Genomic DNA, 16,912 nt, shown 5'->3' with positions numbered 1-16,912 from the left:
TTGCCGATCCCCCCCCCCCCCCCCGCGCCCCCCCCGCCCCCGCCCCCCCCCCCCCCCCCCCCCCCCCCCCCCCCCCCGCCGGGGACCACCGGATCACCGGTGGCCCGGTCCAGAAGTACGGTCTTTGACTCGGCGTGCTCCGTGTCGCGCCCGAGGTCGGCGGCGGTCAGGAACCCGTCCGGTACGAGACCGGCCTCGTGCTCGCGCAGGGTCACCAGGAACGGGGCGTCGGTGAACTTGCGCAGGTAGTCCTGGAAGTACGGCACCTCGCGGTCGACGAGGAACTCGCGCAGGATCACATGCCCCATCGCCATCGCCAGCGCCCCGTCGGTACCCGGGTGCGGAGCCAGCCACTCGTCGGCGTGCTTGACGTTGTCGGCGTAGTCGGGGCTGACCGCGACGACCTTGGTGCCGTTGTAGCGGGTCTCGGTCAGGAAGTGCGCGTCGGGCGTGCGGGTCACGGGGATGTTGGAGCCCCACATGATCAGATAGCCCGCGTTCCACCAGTCCGCGGCCTCCGGTACGTCCGTCTGGTCGCCGAAGACCTGCGGCGAGGCGATCGGCAGGTCCGCGTACCAGTCGTAGAACGACAGCAGGGTGCCGCCGATCAGCGAGTGGAACCGCGCACCGGCCGCGAACGACGCCATGGACATCGCCGGGATCGGGGAGAAACCGGCGACCCGGTCGGGGCCGTACGCCTTGACGGTGTGCACCTGGGCGGCGGCGATCAGCTCGGACACCTCGTCCCAGTCGGCCCGCACCAGCCCGCCCTTGCCCCGGGCCCGCTTGTAGGCGCGGGCCTTGTCCGGGTCGGAGGTGATCTCGGCCCAGGCCGCCACCGGGTCGCCGAGCCTGCGCCGGGCCTCGCGCCACAGGTTCAGCAACGCGCCCCGCACGTACGGGTAGCGGACCCGGCTGGGGGAGTAGGTGTACCAGGAGAACGATGCGCCGCGCGGGCAGCCGCGCGGCTCGTACTCGGGGCAGTCGGCGCCGATCGACGGGTAGTCGGTGGCCTGGTGCTCCCAGGTGATGATGCCGTCCTTGACGTACACCATCCACGAGCAGGAGCCGGTGCAGTTCACGCCGTGCGTGGAGCGCACCACCTTGTCGTGCGCCCAGCGGTCCCGGTAGAAGCCCTCCCACTTCGGGTCACCCGTCCCGAACACGGCGCGTCCGTCGGCCGACACCTCGCGACGGGTCAGCAACCGCCGGGCGGCCAGCGGCCAGCCCTCCCCTGCACTCGACGTCCGGCGCCGCGCGTTCTGATCGTTCTCCATGGCCAGGACGCTAAGCGGGGCACTGCCTCCGCCACCCGGGGCCGGCGGTCCCCGACGGTTGGCCTACCGGCCCCATGCGGCGGGCCGTGACAGGGACCAACGGCCCAACGGCCCCGGTGCCGCCTCCGATCGGCCGGGGAGCCACGAGGCGGCCCTGAGCGAATGCGGGGGATCGGAACCCCCGTCCTGAGTGCCCGTCAGGTACCCGCCACCGGTCCTCCTGCCGGCCGGCCCGCTCCCGGGGGCGTTCAACGGAGTGCGCAATGAGGCCGCATGGCCCGTCGCCGGGGGCCGGTCAACCCTCCTCCGGAACGAATCGGCGGCGCAGGATCGGGGGGAACGGAAGAGAAGGTGGAGAAGGAGCCGTGATGCAGACCCGGGAAGTCGACGCCTCGTCGGTGCAGGCCCTGCTGGCCGCCGGGGTGGCGGCGCCGTCGATCCACAATACGCAGCCCTGGCGGTTCGGGCTGGACCCGGACAGCAGGTCGATTCTGGTCCGTGTGGACCCGGGACGCAGGCTGCCGCTGGCCGATCCCCAGCGACGCGCCCAGCTCCTGTCGGTGGGTGCCGCGGTCTTCAACATCCGGGTGGCCGCGGAGCATTTGGGCTGGCATCCCGTCGTCCGGCTGCTTCCCACCGCGGACGATCCGGACCTGCTGGTCACGGTGCGACTGGCCGAGGTCACCCCGGGCCGGGGGCCGTCCTTGCGGGGTCTGTACGAGGCGGTCGAGCGGCGCCACACGAGCCGCATGCCCTTCACCGGCCGTCCGGTGCCGGACTCCATCGTCTCCGAGATGATCGGCTCGGCCCGGGCCGAGGGCGCGCACGTGGACGTTCCCGACATCGTGGCGACCCGGGGCCTGCTGCGCCTGACGGCCGCTGCCGAGGCCCGCAACGCCGTCCACCCCGCCCGCGCGGCCGAGGCGCGTACGTGGATCACCGCGCCGGGAACGGACGCCGCCTACGGCATTCCCATGCCGGCCCTGGGCCCGCGGGACGCGTCCGGGCGGATGCCGGTACGGGACTTCACCGGTGCGCTGCCCGTGCCGCGGCTGCCCGCCTTGCGTTTCGAACGCCATGCCCAGGCGGCCCTGCTGTGGACGACCCACGACGGGCGTGAGGACTGGCTGCGTGCGGGGCAGGCGTTGCAGCGCGTGCTGCTGACGGCGACCGTGCACGGGGTGCGGACCTCGATGCTGCACCAGGCGATGGAGTGGCCCGACCTGCGGGAGGCGATGGCCCGATCGAGGCGGCGGTGCCATCCACAGCTGCTGGTCCGCTTCGGGTACGGCCCGGAGGGCGCACGTACACCTCGCGCGTCCGCGCACCCGGTATCCGGTGCCGTCAAGGGGCCGGAGCGGGAGACCCGCCACGGGGGTACCGGATCGGCGGACTGACTCGCGCCGTCCGCACGCACCCCTGTCCCCGGCGTCCTCGGCGCGTCAGCACGCACCCCTGTCCGCGGTGCGCGCGTCATGCGGTGGGCGACCGGAGTCCCGGGGCCGCCACGGACTGTGCCTCACCGCGCGCCGGGCGTTCCCCTGAGCTCGCGTCCGGTGACCATCTCGGACTCGATCCGTACGAACACGGCGTCCCGCAGGGGCATCCAGGAGCTGGGGCCGGACTGCAACAGCCGTTCGTGCTCGGCCGGATCGGTCACCTCGGTGGCCCGTCCGGTGACGACCACGCTCCAGCCGGACCGGGATGCCGCATCGAACTCGTCCGCCTCGAAGGCGATCACGACGCCGTCGATGGCGCGGACCAGGTCCGAACCCGGTGAGGTGCACAGCAGGACGGAGGCGTCCGCGTCCAGAGAGAAGTTGACGGGGAGGACCGCGGGCAGCGCTTGCCGGGTGTAGACCACACGGCCGACCGGCACCTTGGCGAGCAGGCGCATGCACTCCTGCCGGTCGAGTGCGCGAAAGGCGTCGTTCTGGAACATCAGCCCATCGTCCCCCGCGAGCGTGGGGGGGGGGGGGGGGGGGGGGGGCGCCCCCCCCCCCCCCCCCCCCCCACGCCCACGGACCGCCGTGCGTCGGCTGTCGCGGAGGGGCGGAGCGGGCACCGGGCGAGTCGGGGCTGTGGGCGGGACGGCCGGGTCCGGACGCCGGGGCCGGTCCGGCCCCGGGGAGGGACTGATGGCCCATGCCGTCCGCGAGTCCGCCTGCGGACAGTGGTTACGGGACGCGGTCCGGCAGGCAACGGGCCTGCCGTGTACGCGTCATCCCGGTGGCGCCGTGCCACCGTGCGGAGGAAAGGGACGGACGACATGGTCCAGCCGTTGAGGTCCAGGCGCGACAACTCACCGTCAGGTGCTCCGGTGCCGGGGCGGGCGTGGCTGATGCTGACGCTGGCCACGATCGGTTTCGCCGTGAACTTCTGGGCGTGGGCGCTGCTGAGCCCGCTCGGCCCGCGGTTCAAGGACAGCCTCGATCTCTCGTCGTTCGAGCAGTCCCTGCTGGTGGCCGTGCCGGTCGTGGTCGGCTCCCTGGGGCGCATCCCGGTCGGCGCGCTGACCGACCGGTTCGGCGGCCGGGTCATGTTCCCGATCGTGTCGGCGGCCACCATCGTGCCGGTGCTCTACCTCGGCCTGGCCGGGCATTCCTCCCTCGCCGCACTGCTCGTCGGGGGATTCTTCCTCGGTATCGGAGGCACCGCCTTCGCCGTCGGTGTGCCCCTCGTCAACGCCTGGTTCCCGCCCGAGCGGCGAGGACTCGCCATCGGCGTCTTCGGCGCCGGCATGGGCGGCACCGCCATCAGCGCCCTCACCACCGTGCGGCTCGTCGACGCGAACAGCATGGCCACCCCCTTCCTGATCACCGCCGCGGTGCTGGCCGTGTACGCCGTCACCGCCGCGCTGCTCCTGCGCGACGCACCCGGCCGCACCGTGCCCACCGAGCCGCTGGTCCGCCGGCTGGCCGCCACCGCCCGCCTCGGCATCACCTGGCAGGCATCCGCGCTGTACGCCGTCGCCTTCGGCGGCTATGTCGCCTTCTCCGTCTACCTGCCCACCTACCTCAAGACCGGCTACGGCCTCACTCAGGCCGACGCCGCCAACCGCATGGCCGGGTTCGTGCTCCTCGCGGTGGCGATGCGCCCGGTCGGCGGCTGGCTGTCGGACCGGCTGGGCCCGGTCCGGGTCCTGACGGGCTCGCTCGCCGTGGTCGTGGCCGGAGCGGTCGTGCAGTCGTTCACCCCGGCCCTGGCACCGGTGGGCACCATCGCCTTCCTCGCCATGGCCGCCGCGCTCGGCGCGGGCAGCGGAGCGACCTTCGCCCTGGTGGCCCTGCTGACCCCGGCCGGCCAGGTCGGCTCCGTCACCGGCGTGGTCGGCGCCGCGGGCGGTCTGGGCGGCTTCCTGCCGCCGCTGGTCATGGGCACCCTGTACGGGGCGTACGAGACGTACGCGGCCGGTCTCGTCCTGCTCGCGATCGTGGCGACCGCCGCACTGGCCTACACCCTCACCGGTGTCCGCTCCGCCGTCCAGGGCGGCGACCGGGCCCCGCGCACCGGTCATGGGCGCCGGCACCGCACCGCCCGGACCACCGTCTGACACCGCGCGGCTGAGAGCCACGAACCAATGAGAGGGGACGGACCGTGGGAATCGGTCGAGAAAGTGCGCGCGGAGCCAGACGGCGCCCTGTCCCGACCGCCTGCCCGACCCGTTCCCTCCTCGCCCGCCGCAGCGGGCCGGCCGCTGCCCCGGGCCGTCCGGGCTCGGCGCGCTTCAGGCGTGGTCCCGCGGAACCCGGACCACCGGCCCGGCATGCCGATGATCTCCACCGGTGGTGTCTTGCACGATCGTGGCGTGGCTGTCGACCGGTCGGGGGACGGCGGTCGTATCGTCGTCTGCGGCCGCACTCGATCACGACTCGAACGGGCCGGTACGCCCGGGGCGGAGTGGCACGGTGAGCACGGAAAGCCAGGCACGGGCGGGCATCGACGGCGAACTGGCGGAGGCGCTGGTGCGCAGCCGCCGCTTCTTCACCAAGGCCGAGGTCTCCGAGGACCTCCGCTCGCTGCACAGGCGGGGCGGCCGCCAGGCGGACGAGTTCTACCGGGACCGCTGGTCGCACGACAAGGTGGTCCGCTCCACGCACGGCGTGAACTGCACCGGCTCGTGCTCGTGGAAGGTGTACGTCAAGGACGGCATCATCACCTGGGAGGCCCAGCAGACCGACTACCCGTCGGTCGGCCCGGACCGGCCCGAGTACGAGCCGCGCGGCTGCCCGCGCGGCGCCGCCTTCTCCTGGTACACGTACTCACCCACCCGGGTGCGCTACCCCTATGTACGCGGCGTTCTGCTGGAGATGTACCGGGAGGCCAAGCAGCGGCTGGGCGACCCGGTCGCGGCCTGGGCGGACCTCGTCTCCGACCCCGAGCGCGCCCGCCGCTACAAGCGGGCCCGGGGCAAGGGAGGCCTGGTGCGGGCGAGTTGGGACGAGGCGATCGAAATGGTCGCCGCCGCGCACGTCCACACCATCAAGGCGTACGGCCCGGACCGGCTGGCCGGATTCTCACCGATCCCGGCGATGTCGATGGTCTCGCACGCGGCCGGGGCCCGGTTCTACTCCCTGCTCGGCGGGGCGATGCTGTCGTTCTACGACTGGTACGCGGACCTGCCGGTGGCCTCCCCGCAGATGTTCGGCGACCAGACCGACGTACCCGAGTCGGGGGACTGGTGGGACGCCGGATACCTGATCATGTGGGGCTCCAATCTGCCGGTGACCCGCACCCCGGACGCGCACTGGATGGCGGAGGCCCGCTATCGCGGCCAGAAGGTCGTCGCCGTGTCGCCCGACTACGCGGACAACGTGAAGTTCGCCGACGAGTGGCTGCCGGCCCGGCCCGGCACCGACGGAGCCCTCGCCATGGCGATGGGACACGTAATTCTCAAGGAGTTCTTCGTCGACCGCCGCACCCCGTACTTCACCGACTACGTCAAGAAGTACACCGACCTGCCCTTCCTGGTCGCCCTCGACGAGGCCGAGGGGGAGCCGGGCACGTACCGGCCGGGCAAGTTCCTGACCGCAGCCGACCTCGGTGGCGAGGCCGCCACGGCCGAGCACGCGGAGTTCCGCAGCGTGCTGCTGGACGCTGCAACCGGACGGCCGGTGGTCCCGAACGGCACACTCGGCGACCGCTACGGCGATGCGGGCGCCGGGAAGTGGAACCTGGACCTCGGCGGCATCCGGCCCCAGCTGTCCGTCGAGGGCGGTGACGAGGCCCCGGTCGCCGTCGACCTGCCCCGCTTCGACGCCCCCGACGGCGGCGCGCGGAGGCTGCGGCGGGGCGTCCCCGTGCACCGGGTCGCCGGGCGGCTCGTGACGACCGTCTACGACCTTCTGCTGGCGCAGTACGGAGTGGCCCGTGAGGGGATGCCCGGTCAGTGGCCCTCGGGCTACGACGACGCGGAGGAGCCGTACACACCCGCCTGGCAGGCGGCGATCACCGGAGTGGACGCGGGCAGGGCGGCGAGGATCGCGCGGGAGTTCGCGGCCAACGCCGAGGAGTCCCGCGGGCGTTCGATGATCATCATGGGGGCGGGGACCAACCACTGGTTCCACTCCGACACGATCTACCGCGCGTTCCTGACCCTGACCACGCTGACCGGTTGCCAGGGCGTGAACGGCGGCGGCTGGGCGCACTACGTCGGTCAGGAGAAGGTCCGTCCGATCACCGGCTACCAGTCGATCGCTACCGCAGCGGACTGGAACCGTCCGGCCCGCTTGATGATCCAGACGGCGTACTGGTACCTGCACAGCGGCCAGTTCCGCTATGACCATTTCGCCGCCGACACCCTCGCGGCGGCCGGGGCGGGCGGGCCGTTCGCCGGCAGGTCCACGGCGGATGTGATCGCACAGTCGGCGCGGATGGGCTGGATGCCGTCGTATCCGACGTTCAACCGCAACCCGCTGGACCTGGTCGACGAGGCAGAGGCGGCGGGCCGTCCGGTCGCCGAGCACATCGTGGACGAACTCAAGGCGGGACGCCTGGGGTTCGCGGGCGAGGACCCGGACGCGCCGGAGAACTACCCACGGGTCCTGACCGTGTGGCGGGCGAATCTGCTGGGTTCCTCGGCCAAGGGCAACGAGTACTTCCTCAAGCATCTGCTGGGCACCGACTCCTCCGTGCGCGCCGAAGAGGCGCCGCCGGACGCCCGGTCGAGGGAGGTGGTGTGGCGGGAGGAGGCTCCGGAGGGCAAGCTCGACCTCCTGCTGACACTGGACTTCCGGATGACCAGCACCACGGTCTTCTCCGACGTGGTGCTGCCGGCCGCCACCTGGTACGAGAAGCACGACCTGTCCAGTACGGACATGCACCCGTTCGTGCACGCCTTCAACCCGGCGATCGCCCCGCCCTGGCAGACCCGCACCGACTGGGACGCCTTCCACACCCTCGCCGAGGAGTTCAGCCGCCAGGCCGCCGGCCGTCTCGGCCTCCGCAAGGATGTCGTGGCGGCCCCGTTGCTGCACGACACCCCCGACGAACTGGCCACCCCGCACGGCCGGGTCCGCGACTGGAAGGCGGGAGAGTGCGACCCCGTGCCCGGCCGCACCATGCCCAAGCTGATCACGGTGGAGCGGGACTACGCCGCCGTCGCCGAGAAGATGGCCGCGCTCGGCCCGCTGCTCGACACCCTGGGCGCCACCACCAAGGGCGTGACCTTCGAGCTGGAGCGCGAGCTGGAGTACCTGCGGCACAAGAACGGCACCGTGCGCGGGGGAGTGGCGGACGGACGACCGTCGATCGCCCGGGACGTGCACGCCTGCGAGGCGATCCTCGCGATGTCCGGCACCACCAACGGGCACCTGGCCACCCAGGGCTTCCACGCCCTGGAGGCCCGTACCGGCATGCGGCTGGCCGACCTGGCCGCCGAGCACGAGGGCAAACGGATCACCTTCGCCGACACCCAGGCCGCCCCCGTACCCGTCATCACCAGCCCCGAGTGGTCGGGTTCGGAGACGGGCGGGCGCCGCTACTCGCCGTTCACCGTCAACGTCGAGCGGCTCAAGCCCTGGCACACCCTCACCGGGCGGCAGCACTTCTACCTCGACCACGACTGGATGGCTGCGCTCGGCGAGCAACTCCCCGTCTACCGGCCGCCGTTGAACATGCACGCCCTGTTCGGCGAGCCGCGCCCCGGAGAGGCCGGGGAACTGGGCGTGACGGTCCGCTATCTGACCCCGCACAACAAGTGGTCCATCCACTCCGAGTACCAGGACAACCTGTTCATGCTGTCGTTGTCGCGGGGCGGGCCGACGATCTGGATGAGCACACAGGACGCGGCCAAGGCCGGGGTGCAGGACAACGACTGGATCGAGGCGGTCAACCGCAACGGCGTCGTCGCCGCCCGCGCGGTCGTCTCGCACCGCATGCCCGAGGGCACCGTCTACATGCACCACGCCCAGGACCGTCTGATCGACGTGCCACGCACCGAGACAAGCGGCCGGCGCGGCGGCATCCACAACTCCCTGACCCGCCTGCTGATCAAGCCCAGTCACCTCATCGGCGGCTACGCACAGCTGTCGTACGCCTTCAACTACCTCGGCCCGACCGGCAACCAGCGCGACGAGGTCACCGTCATCCGCCGCCGCGCGAACCAGGACGTGGAGTACTGAAATCATGCGTCTGATGGCCCAGATGGCGATGGTGATGAACCTCGACAAGTGCATCGGCTGCCACACCTGCTCGGTCACCTGCAAACAGGCGTGGACCAACCGCACGGGCGTCGAGTACGTGTGGTTCAACAACGTCGAGACCCGCCCCGGCCAGGGCTATCCCCGCCGCTACGAGGACCAGGAGACCTGGCGCGGTGGCTGGGAGCTCAACAAGCGGGGCCGCCTCGCGCTCAAGGCGGGCGGCCGTTTCAAGAAGCTGATCCAGATCTTCTCCAACCCGGTGCTGCCGTCCCTCGACGACTACTACGAGCCGTGGACGTACGACTACGAGACCCTGACCAACGCCCCGTTGCAGGAGCACACCCCGGTCGCCCGCCCCAAGTCCCTCATCTCCGGCAAGGACATGAAGATCGCCTGGTCGGCGAACTGGGACGACGACCTCGGCGGCTCGGCCGCGACCAGCGAGCGGGACGTCCTGCTGAACCAGGTCTCCGAGAAGATCAGGTTCGAGTTCGAGCAGACGTTCATGTTCTACCTGCCGCGGATCTGCGAACACTGCCTCAACCCGTCCTGCGCGGCGTCCTGTCCCTCCGGCGCGATCTACAAGCGGGAGGAGGACGGCATCGTCCTGGTCGACCAGGACCGCTGCCGGGGCTGGCGGATGTGCGTGACCGGATGCCCGTACAAGAAGGTCTACTTCAACCACCGCACCGGCAAGGCCGAGAAGTGCACCTTCTGCTTCCCGCGGGTCGAGGTCGGCCTGCCCACGGTCTGCTCCGAGACCTGCGTCGGCCGCCTGCGCTACATCGGACTCGTCCTCTACGACGCCGACCGGGTGCTGGAGGCCGCCTCCACCCCCGACGACTCCGGCCTCTACGAGGCGCAGCGCCGGGTCTTCCTCGACCCGTACGACCCGGAGGTCGTACGGGAGGCCGAGCGGGCGGGCATCCCGCGGGACTGGATGGAAGCGGCACGGCGTTCTCCGGTCCACGCCCTGATCAACACCCACAAGGTGGCCCTGCCGCTGCACCCGGAGTACCGGACGCTGCCCATGGTCTGGTACATCCCGCCGCTGTCCCCGGTCGTCGACGCCGTCCGCGACACCGGCGAGGACGCCGAGAACCACCACAACCTCTTCGCCGCCGTCGAAGCCCTGCGCATCCCGATCGACTACCTCGCCCAGCTGTTCACCGCCGGCGACCCCGCCCCCGTCGACGCGGTCCTGCGCCGCCTGGCCGCCATGCGCTCCTACCTGCGCGACATCAACCTCGGCCGGGAACCGGACGACACCATCCCCGAGTCGGTCGGCATGAGCGGCGAGCAGCTCTACGACATGTACCGGCTGCTGGCACTGGCCAAGTACGACGAGCGGTACGTCATCCCGCCCGCCCACGCCGAACAGGCCCACGAACTGGAGGAACTGGCCACCGAGTGCAGCCTCGACTACGAGGGCGGTCCCGGAATGGGCGGCTCCGGGCCGTTCGGTGAGACCTCCGGCGGTGCCGCCCCCCTCGCGGTGGAGAACTTCCACGCGCTGCGTGACCGGCAGACCTCCGACACTCCCACGACGCCGGCCGGCAAGGCCACCCGCGTCAATCTCCTCAACTGGGACGGCAAGGGTTCTCCGCCCGGCCTGTTCCCGGCAAGACCATCCGGCAGCGGTGCGGATGCGGACAGCGGCGGGGAGGCCGAGCCGAAACCATGAACCCCCTCAAGGGCAAGACCACACGCAGGGCCCGCACCGAGCCCTGGCACCCGTGCGCCTGGCAGATTCAGTCCCTCCTGCTCGCCTACCCCGACGACGAGTTCGAGCAGGCCCTGGCCCTGGCCGGCCGAGTCGCGGCCATCCTTCCCGATCCGGTGGCCCGCCCCCTGCTCCGCTTCACCGCACACGCCGAGCAGACCACCCCCGCCGACCTGGCCGCCGCCTACGTGGCAACCTTCGACCACCGCAGACGCTGCTGCCCGTACCTGACGTACTACGCGCACGGCGACACCCGCAAGCGCGGCCTCGGCCTGCTGCGGCTGAAGCAGAGCTACGCGGCGGCCGGCCGGCGCCTGACCGACGACGAACTGCCCGACCACCTGGCCGTCGTCCTCGAGTTCGCCGCCACCGAACCCGCCCCCGGACGCCGACTGCTCACCGAGCACCGGGCCGGCCTGGAGCTGCTGCGCCTGGCCCTGGCCGACGAAGAAGCGCCCTGGGCCCACGTGCTGGACTCCGTCTCGGCCACCCTGCCGGCCCTCGCCGGCGACGACCGTGAAGCCGTCGCCCGCCTCGCCGCGCAGGGGCCGCCCGAGGAGCAGGTGGGTCTCGACCCGTACGCAACCCCCGTGTTCCTGCCCGACCCCGTCCCCGGAGGCCCTCGATGACCGCGCCGGCACAGCCCCTGACCGTGGCGGTGGAGGCGGGAACCGCGGGCATCCTGCTGTGGGTCGTCCTGCCCTATGTGTGTCTCGCCGTCTTCGTCCTCGGTCACGTCTGGCGCTACCGCTATGACAAGTTCGGCTGGACCACCCGCTCCTCCCAGCTCTACGAGAACCGGCTGCTGCGCATCGGCAGCCCGCTGTTCCACTTCGGCATCCTCGTCGTCCTCATCGGCCACATCGGCGGACTGGTCATCCCCAAGAGCTGGACCGAGGCGGCCGGGATCAGCGAGCACACGTACCACGTCGGCGCCGTCGTCCTGGGCACGATCGCGGGCGTCGCCACGCTCGGCGGACTGGCCGTCCTGATCTACCGGCGCCGCACGGTCGGCCCGGTCTTCTCCGCCACCACCCGCAACGACAAGGCCATGTACCTCTCGCTGACCGTGACGATCGTGCTCGGCCTGGCCGCCACCATGGCCGCGAACGTCGTCGGCGGCGGATACGACTACCGCGAGACCGTCTCCCCCTGGTTCCGGTCGGTCTTCTCCCTCCAGCCCGCACCGGACCTGATGACCGGCGCGCCGGTGCTGTTCCGGCTGCACGCGATCAGCGCCCTGCTCCTCTTCGCCGCCTGGCCGTTCACCCGGCTCGTCCACATGCTCACCGCGCCGCTCGGCTACCTCACGCGCCCCTACATCGTCTACCGCAGCCGCGACACCGGGCTCGGTACCCGCCCACAGCGCCGCGGCTGGGAACGCCTGGGGTCATGAGCGTGCGATCCCGCCGGCTGCGGGGTGGCGGGCCGGGCCACCGGCCGGCGCTGCGAACCCGGGGCGGACGCCGCGTGTCCCCTCCGTCCGGGTCCGGCTCCGCGGACGGAGGTCACCAGTACCCCTGACGGCCCGTCAACGAGGCTCAGGCACCGGCCTCCGCGGGAAGGGGAACCGTCCAGTCCACGATGGTGCCGGTGGGTTCGTTCGGAGTGAGGGTGAAGCTGCCGCCGAGGTCGGTGGCGCGTCGGCGGAGGTTGTCCAGACCGCTGCGACGGGTGACGGCGGCGTCGACTCCGGTGCCGTTGTCGGCGACGCGCAGGCGAAGCCGACTGCCGTCCGTCTCGGCGGTGACCTCGACGGCGGTGGCGTGTGCGTGCCGGGCGGTGTTCGTCAGGGCCTCGCGCAGCACCGCCAGCAGGTGCTCCGCGTGGTCGGCCGGGACGCCGGTGTCCAGCAGGCCGGTCATGCGCAGGGCGGGCGTGAAGCCGAGCACGGCGGCGGCCCGGTCGGTCTCGGCCAGCAACTGCCCGCGCAGCCCGCCGCGGCTGTCGGCACGGTCGTGCTCGCGCAGCGCGTAGATCGTGCCGCGCACCGTCTTGATGGTGTCGTCCAGGTCGTCCACGACCCGCTGCACACGCTCGGCCACCTGGGGCCGGTCGGAGATGCGGCCCAGTACCGAGTTCAGGGTGAGCCCTGAGGCGAACAGCCGCTGGATGGCCAGGTCGTGCAGGTCGCGGGCGATGCGGTCGCGGTCGGACAGAACCATGAGGTGCTCGGCCTCGCGCCGGTGCTCGGCGATCTCCAGGGCGAGGGCCGCCTGGTCGGCGAAGCCGCTGATCATGGTCATGGTGGCCTCGGAGAACTCCGTGCCTCCGGACAGGTTGGCGACCTGGAGAACGCCGCGCACGGCCTCGCCCCCGCCCAGGGGGAGCAGGAATCCAGGCCCCAGGTCGATCTTGGCCGCGGAGCCGCCCCCGGCCTGCGGCTCCTCCGACAGGGTGCTGCTCGTAACCCGCTCGTTGGACCGGTAGACCTTCGCCGCCAGCGTGGTGGCAGGCAGGACCAGCCCGCGCACCTGCTCGGCGCTCTCGCCCTCCGCGGCCTCGATCACCAGCTCCTCGCCCCCGTCGAGCGGTACCGCCAGCGTCACCAGATCAGCGCCGGACAACGTCCTGACCGTGGCGGCGATCCGGTGCAGTACCTGGTCCGGGTCCGTACCGGACAGCAGGCTGCGGCTCAGGTCGCTGCTCGCCGCCAGCCACTGCTCACGGCGCCGGGAGTCCTCGTACAGGCGGGCGTTGTCGATCGCGACACCGGCCGCCGCCGCGAGCGTGCGCAACACGGCCTCGTCGTCGTCGTCGAACTCCACGCCACCGCGCTTGTCGGTCAGGTACAGGTTGCCGAACACCTGGTCGCGCACGCGCACCGGCGCCCCCAGGAACGTGGTCATCGGCGGATGCCCGTCGGGGAAGCCCACCGAGGCCGGATGGCGGCCCAGGTCGGACAGGCGCAGCGGCTCCGGTTCCCGGATCAGCAGCCCGAGTATGCCCTCGCCCTCGGGATAGTGACCGATCGCCTCGATGGTGCTCTCGTCCATGCCGACCGTGATGAACTGAAGGATCTTCCCCTCTTCACCGATCACTCCCAGGGCGCCGTAGCGCGCGTCCACCAGGGTGACGGCGGACTCGGTGATCCGGCGCAGCACCACGTCGAGGTCCAGGTCGGTGCCGATGGAGAGAACCGCGTCCAGCAGCGTGTGCACCCGGTCCCGGGTCGCGCGGACCTGCTCCACCTGCGCCTGCAGACCCTCCAGCAGCTCATCCAGCCGCAACTGGGGTGCCGCCGGGCCGCCCCTCCGCCCCTGCGCCGGGCTCTCGGTCATTCCCGCTCCCTCCTGAAAAGGTGCCACAGGCACCTCTTCATGATGCCCGCAGGGCCCTGTCCGCGGCCGGATGCACGGGTTGAACGGTGCTGTTGGGCAAGATTCTATGACCCCGGGTTGCGCATGACCGAGGTCAATGCACGAACGGTGCGGACCGCACGACGGCGACTCCCTCGTACCTGCCGCCCGGCCCCTCACCTGCGCCGGTGCCGGTGCACCGGAGGAGGAAGCGGCCGAGGACGACGGCGTGGCCTGCCGGACGTGCCGCGCCGGGAGGAGCAGGGGCCCGTCGCGTTCCCCGGGCGGTGTGGGATCCCGTGATACGTGAGAGGGTCTGACGCGTGAGTGAGACACCGTCGAACACCCTGCAATACCGCTTTGACGGGCCAGAAGAGGCTCCCGTCCTGATCCTGGGTCCCTCCCTGGGCACCACATGGCACAGGTTGTAAATACCGTCCATGGGCGTCCGGGCAGTCCAAAACGGGCGCGTAATGCCAGGTCAGAGGCTCCCGGTCCGGGGGAGTCGATGCAGTTGGTGATAGGCGTGTGAGAGCGGCATTCGATGAGAAGCCCCGCGGGTGCGGCCTGGTGGGGCTTCCGAACAGGTGGGTTACAACGCCGGCGCGGGCGCCGTTGCACTCGGTTGTCCTCTTGGGAGCCACCCGAAGCAAGGACACAGCGACGGCACGCGTTACACGGCCGATGCACGCCACACAACCCAGGGACTTGGTGCGATCAACCAGGACACATCCGTTTGCTGAGGCAAAACCCAGCGTCTCCTGATGTGGCTCACGAGGCCAGCCAGAAGTCGTCCTGTACAGGCTGGCCCTCGCTGCGGCAGGCCCAGGGGAAGCAGCCGGTTGACCACCCCGTTCTCCGGCTCCTCCGCAGCGGTTCGGGCGTCCCAGTTGCTGTCGGCGGGCGGCCGATGCGGCGGCAGTGACTTGGTCGATCGGGGCCTGGGCAGGCCGGTCCCCGGGAGCGGTGCAGGAATCCGGCCCGAGCAACCGACCCGCACGACGGCACGCCCCGGTGCGAAACACTCTCCCGATGGGTTCACGCACTTCCCCGATCAGCCAGCCGATCACGATACGGAGAGCGGTCGCGCGGGATGCCAAACGGCTCACGCGGCTCGTGCGTGGCTCAGGCGCGTACGCGGGTAAGTACGCAGCCGCAGTCGCGGGCTACCGGGTCGGTCCTGATTACATCGAGGCCCACCGCGCCTTTGTGGCCGTCGGCGCCGACGAGCATGGAGGCCGGGTCCTCGGGTTCTACTCGCTCGTCCTCGCTCCACCGGAGCTCGACCTGCTGTTCGTCGCCGACGAAGCGCAAGGACGGGGTATTGGACGGCTGCTCGTCGCGCACATGCAGTCCGAGGCCCGTGCCGCCGGGCTCGACCGTGTCGAGGTCGTGTCGCATCGTCCCGCCGAGGACTTCTACCACCGCGCAGGTGCAGTGCGGATCGGGACCGCGCTCGCGAACCCGCCCGCCGTGCCGTGGGACCGTCCCGAATTCGAGTTTCGCGTTTCTTCGGAATGACGCGGTGTACCGGTTCGTGGGGCACCCGGCTTCGCCTGCATGGTGGCCGGCATGCAGAGCCTCTGGACACCGCGCGTTCCGTGTGTGCCGTCCCCTAGGCCCTGGCGGGGGGGAACCCCGGCGCCAGCGGCTGCTGGAGGTGGAGTACGGCCTATCCGGGGGACGAGCGAAGCGCCAGCCCGGGGACGATGTCAGTGCCCTGTGCAAGGCTGCCAGGCCGACGGTAAGGGGGGCGGATGAACGAGCCGATCAGTGAAGAAGCCGCTGAGACGGTCCGCAGAATGGCCATGTCCCGAATGCATGCTGGTGCGATTGGGAGATTTGGCGTCGGGGTGAAGAGCGTACTGGTTGTCGACGATGCCGTCGTGCCCTCAGAGAGCGGGACGACTGATGCTTTCGGCTTGGAGAAAACGAGGGCTGTGGGAACAGCCATGGACGGACAGCACAGGCTGTCGTCGCTCGTTGAGTGGTTAGGAGTTCCGCCAACTCAGTTGCGCGGGGCGGCATCTGCTACTGGAGATGGTGTCCGGCCCGCTTGGCTTGAACCAGTGCCGTACGCACTTCGGCGGATGCGTGTGCGGGTCATCTCGGATGAGGCTGCTTACAACGCCGCATGCGACACACTGTTGGAGCGTGAAGCAGCGGGCAGGCACGAGGTCCGCCGTGAGGCGACGACAGAGCGCCGTAAACGGGACGACGCCGCGAGACGGGCAGTTCTCAGGCGCAGCGAAGGCCGTTGTGAGAACCCGGAGTGTCTTCTGCCGGATCTGCCGTTTCGCACGACGACGGGAGAACCGCTCCTCGAAGTCGATCACATCGACAACCATGCGGCAGGTGGGCGCGACTACCCGAGCGCGATGATTGCCCTCTGCCCTAATTGTCATGCCAACAAGACTCGTGGCGCAGACCAGCATGAGCTGAGGGAGCGGCTCCGGGCCGTGGCTCTGCGACGTCACCAAGCGCTGCGGGGCAAGGGCCGGGACTGAAGCCGACTGCCCGAGGCCGCGTGCCTCGGGCAGCAGTAACGCCCCCGCTCGGGACACGTGCGCCGGAAGCGCCGCGTCTACTGCTGGGGGGCGCAGGGATCACGCGGGCTTGGCCGCCGGACATGCGTACGACGTTCCGGCGGTCACAGCTCCTTCGCGTAGGTGTCCTGGTACGCCGCCCTCCCGGCGCTACGCGTAGGAGATCCACCAGACGGCGAAGACGATGAGCAGAACTGCCGAGTGCGGTGGGCAGCAGGGTGCCCAGGGCGTGGTGCTCGTTGAGAGCGGATTTGACCGCCACCATTGCGGCGGCGACCGTCTCGCCGAGGACGATGACGGTGAACAGGCCGTAGCGTGCGGCCAGCGCGGGCACCGTTGTACTCCTCGAGCACGCGGAGCAGGGCGCGGTGACGACATATGTCGTGCGGCCGATGCGGGGATGACGCATCATTAGGGGTGGCGT

At 71.1% G+C, this 16,912-nt stretch carries 10 protein-coding genes and 3 pseudogenes; 9 read left to right on the top strand and 4 right to left on the bottom strand.

Annotation, left to right across the window (positions count from 1 at the left end):
• A pseudogene (locus ACIQU3_RS17500) lies at positions 1–1,277 on the bottom strand (molybdopterin-dependent oxidoreductase); the annotation flags it as partial.
• A 368-nt stretch (positions 1,278–1,645) separates the two neighbouring features.
• On the opposite strand from ACIQU3_RS17500, the gene ACIQU3_RS17495 reads away from it, so the two are divergent.
• Positions 1,646–2,674, top strand: coding sequence for an Acg family FMN-binding oxidoreductase (locus ACIQU3_RS17495; RefSeq protein ID WP_403739249.1), 1,029 nt, complete (start codon positions 1,646–1,648; stop codon positions 2,672–2,674).
• Between the two features lie 122 nt (positions 2,675–2,796).
• On the opposite strand, the gene ACIQU3_RS17490 is transcribed toward ACIQU3_RS17495, so the two are convergent.
• Positions 2,797–3,219, bottom strand: coding sequence for a pyridoxamine 5'-phosphate oxidase family protein (locus tag ACIQU3_RS17490; RefSeq protein WP_403739244.1), 423 nt, complete (start codon positions 3,217–3,219; stop codon positions 2,797–2,799).
• A 399-nt stretch (positions 3,220–3,618) separates the two neighbouring features.
• On the opposite strand from ACIQU3_RS17490, the gene ACIQU3_RS17485 reads away from it, so the two are divergent.
• The 5 genes from ACIQU3_RS17485 (at position 3,619) to narI (ending at position 12,039) form a co-directional block, all read left to right on the top strand.
• Positions 3,619–4,830, top strand: a complete 1,212-nt coding sequence (locus ACIQU3_RS17485) for a nitrate/nitrite transporter (protein WP_403734255.1) — start codon at positions 3,619–3,621, stop codon at positions 4,828–4,830.
• 355 nt (positions 4,831–5,185) lie between these two features.
• Complete coding sequence (locus ACIQU3_RS17480; protein ID WP_403733445.1) at positions 5,186–8,899, top strand: nitrate reductase subunit alpha; 3,714 nt, start codon at positions 5,186–5,188, stop codon at positions 8,897–8,899.
• Between the two features lie 4 nt (positions 8,900–8,903).
• Positions 8,904–10,604, top strand: a complete 1,701-nt coding sequence (narH, locus tag ACIQU3_RS17475) for a nitrate reductase subunit beta (protein WP_403733448.1) — start codon at positions 8,904–8,906, stop codon at positions 10,602–10,604.
• Entirely contained in the window at positions 10,601–11,272 is a 672-nt protein-coding gene (narJ, locus tag ACIQU3_RS17470) for a nitrate reductase molybdenum cofactor assembly chaperone (protein WP_403733453.1), read from the top strand. Before narH ends, narJ begins: the two co-directional genes overlap by 4 nt.
• Entirely contained in the window at positions 11,269–12,039 is a 771-nt protein-coding gene (narI, locus tag ACIQU3_RS17465; protein ID WP_403733456.1) for a respiratory nitrate reductase subunit gamma, read from the top strand. The genes narJ and narI overlap by 4 nt, the downstream gene beginning before the upstream one ends.
• A 145-nt stretch (positions 12,040–12,184) precedes the next feature.
• Here narI and ACIQU3_RS17460 read toward each other — a convergent pair whose 3' ends face one another.
• Positions 12,185–13,924, bottom strand: coding sequence for a GAF domain-containing protein (locus ACIQU3_RS17460; protein WP_403733459.1), 1,740 nt, complete (start codon positions 13,922–13,924; stop codon positions 12,185–12,187).
• A gap of 341 nt (positions 13,925–14,265) precedes the next feature.
• Here ACIQU3_RS17460 and ACIQU3_RS17455 point away from each other — a divergent pair.
• The 3 genes and pseudogenes from ACIQU3_RS17455 to ACIQU3_RS17445 form a co-directional block, all read left to right on the top strand.
• Positions 14,266–14,364: pseudogene (locus tag ACIQU3_RS17455) on the top strand (3-oxoadipate enol-lactone hydrolase); the annotation flags it as partial.
• A gap of 610 nt (positions 14,365–14,974) precedes the next feature.
• Positions 14,975–15,463, top strand: coding sequence for a GNAT family N-acetyltransferase (locus tag ACIQU3_RS17450; RefSeq protein ID WP_403926051.1), 489 nt, complete (start codon positions 14,975–14,977; stop codon positions 15,461–15,463).
• Between the two features lie 236 nt (positions 15,464–15,699).
• Positions 15,700–16,449, top strand: coding sequence for an HNH endonuclease signature motif containing protein (locus tag ACIQU3_RS17445; protein WP_403926048.1), 750 nt, complete (start codon positions 15,700–15,702; stop codon positions 16,447–16,449).
• Positions 16,450–16,644: 195 nt separating this feature from the next.
• Here the strand turns inward: ACIQU3_RS17445 and ACIQU3_RS17440 are convergent.
• Positions 16,645–16,813 (bottom strand): annotated as a pseudogene (locus ACIQU3_RS17440) (low temperature requirement protein A); the annotation flags it as partial.
• Between the last annotated feature and the right edge of the window lie 99 nt (positions 16,814–16,912).

The sequence above is a fragment of the Streptomyces sp. NPDC101110 genome, from assembly GCF_044759525.1.
In the GTDB taxonomy this organism is placed as follows: Bacteria; Actinomycetota; Actinomycetes; order Streptomycetales; family Streptomycetaceae; genus Streptomyces.
Note: the sequence above shows the minus strand (reverse complement) of the source record. Positions and strands in the feature narration are given on the sequence as shown.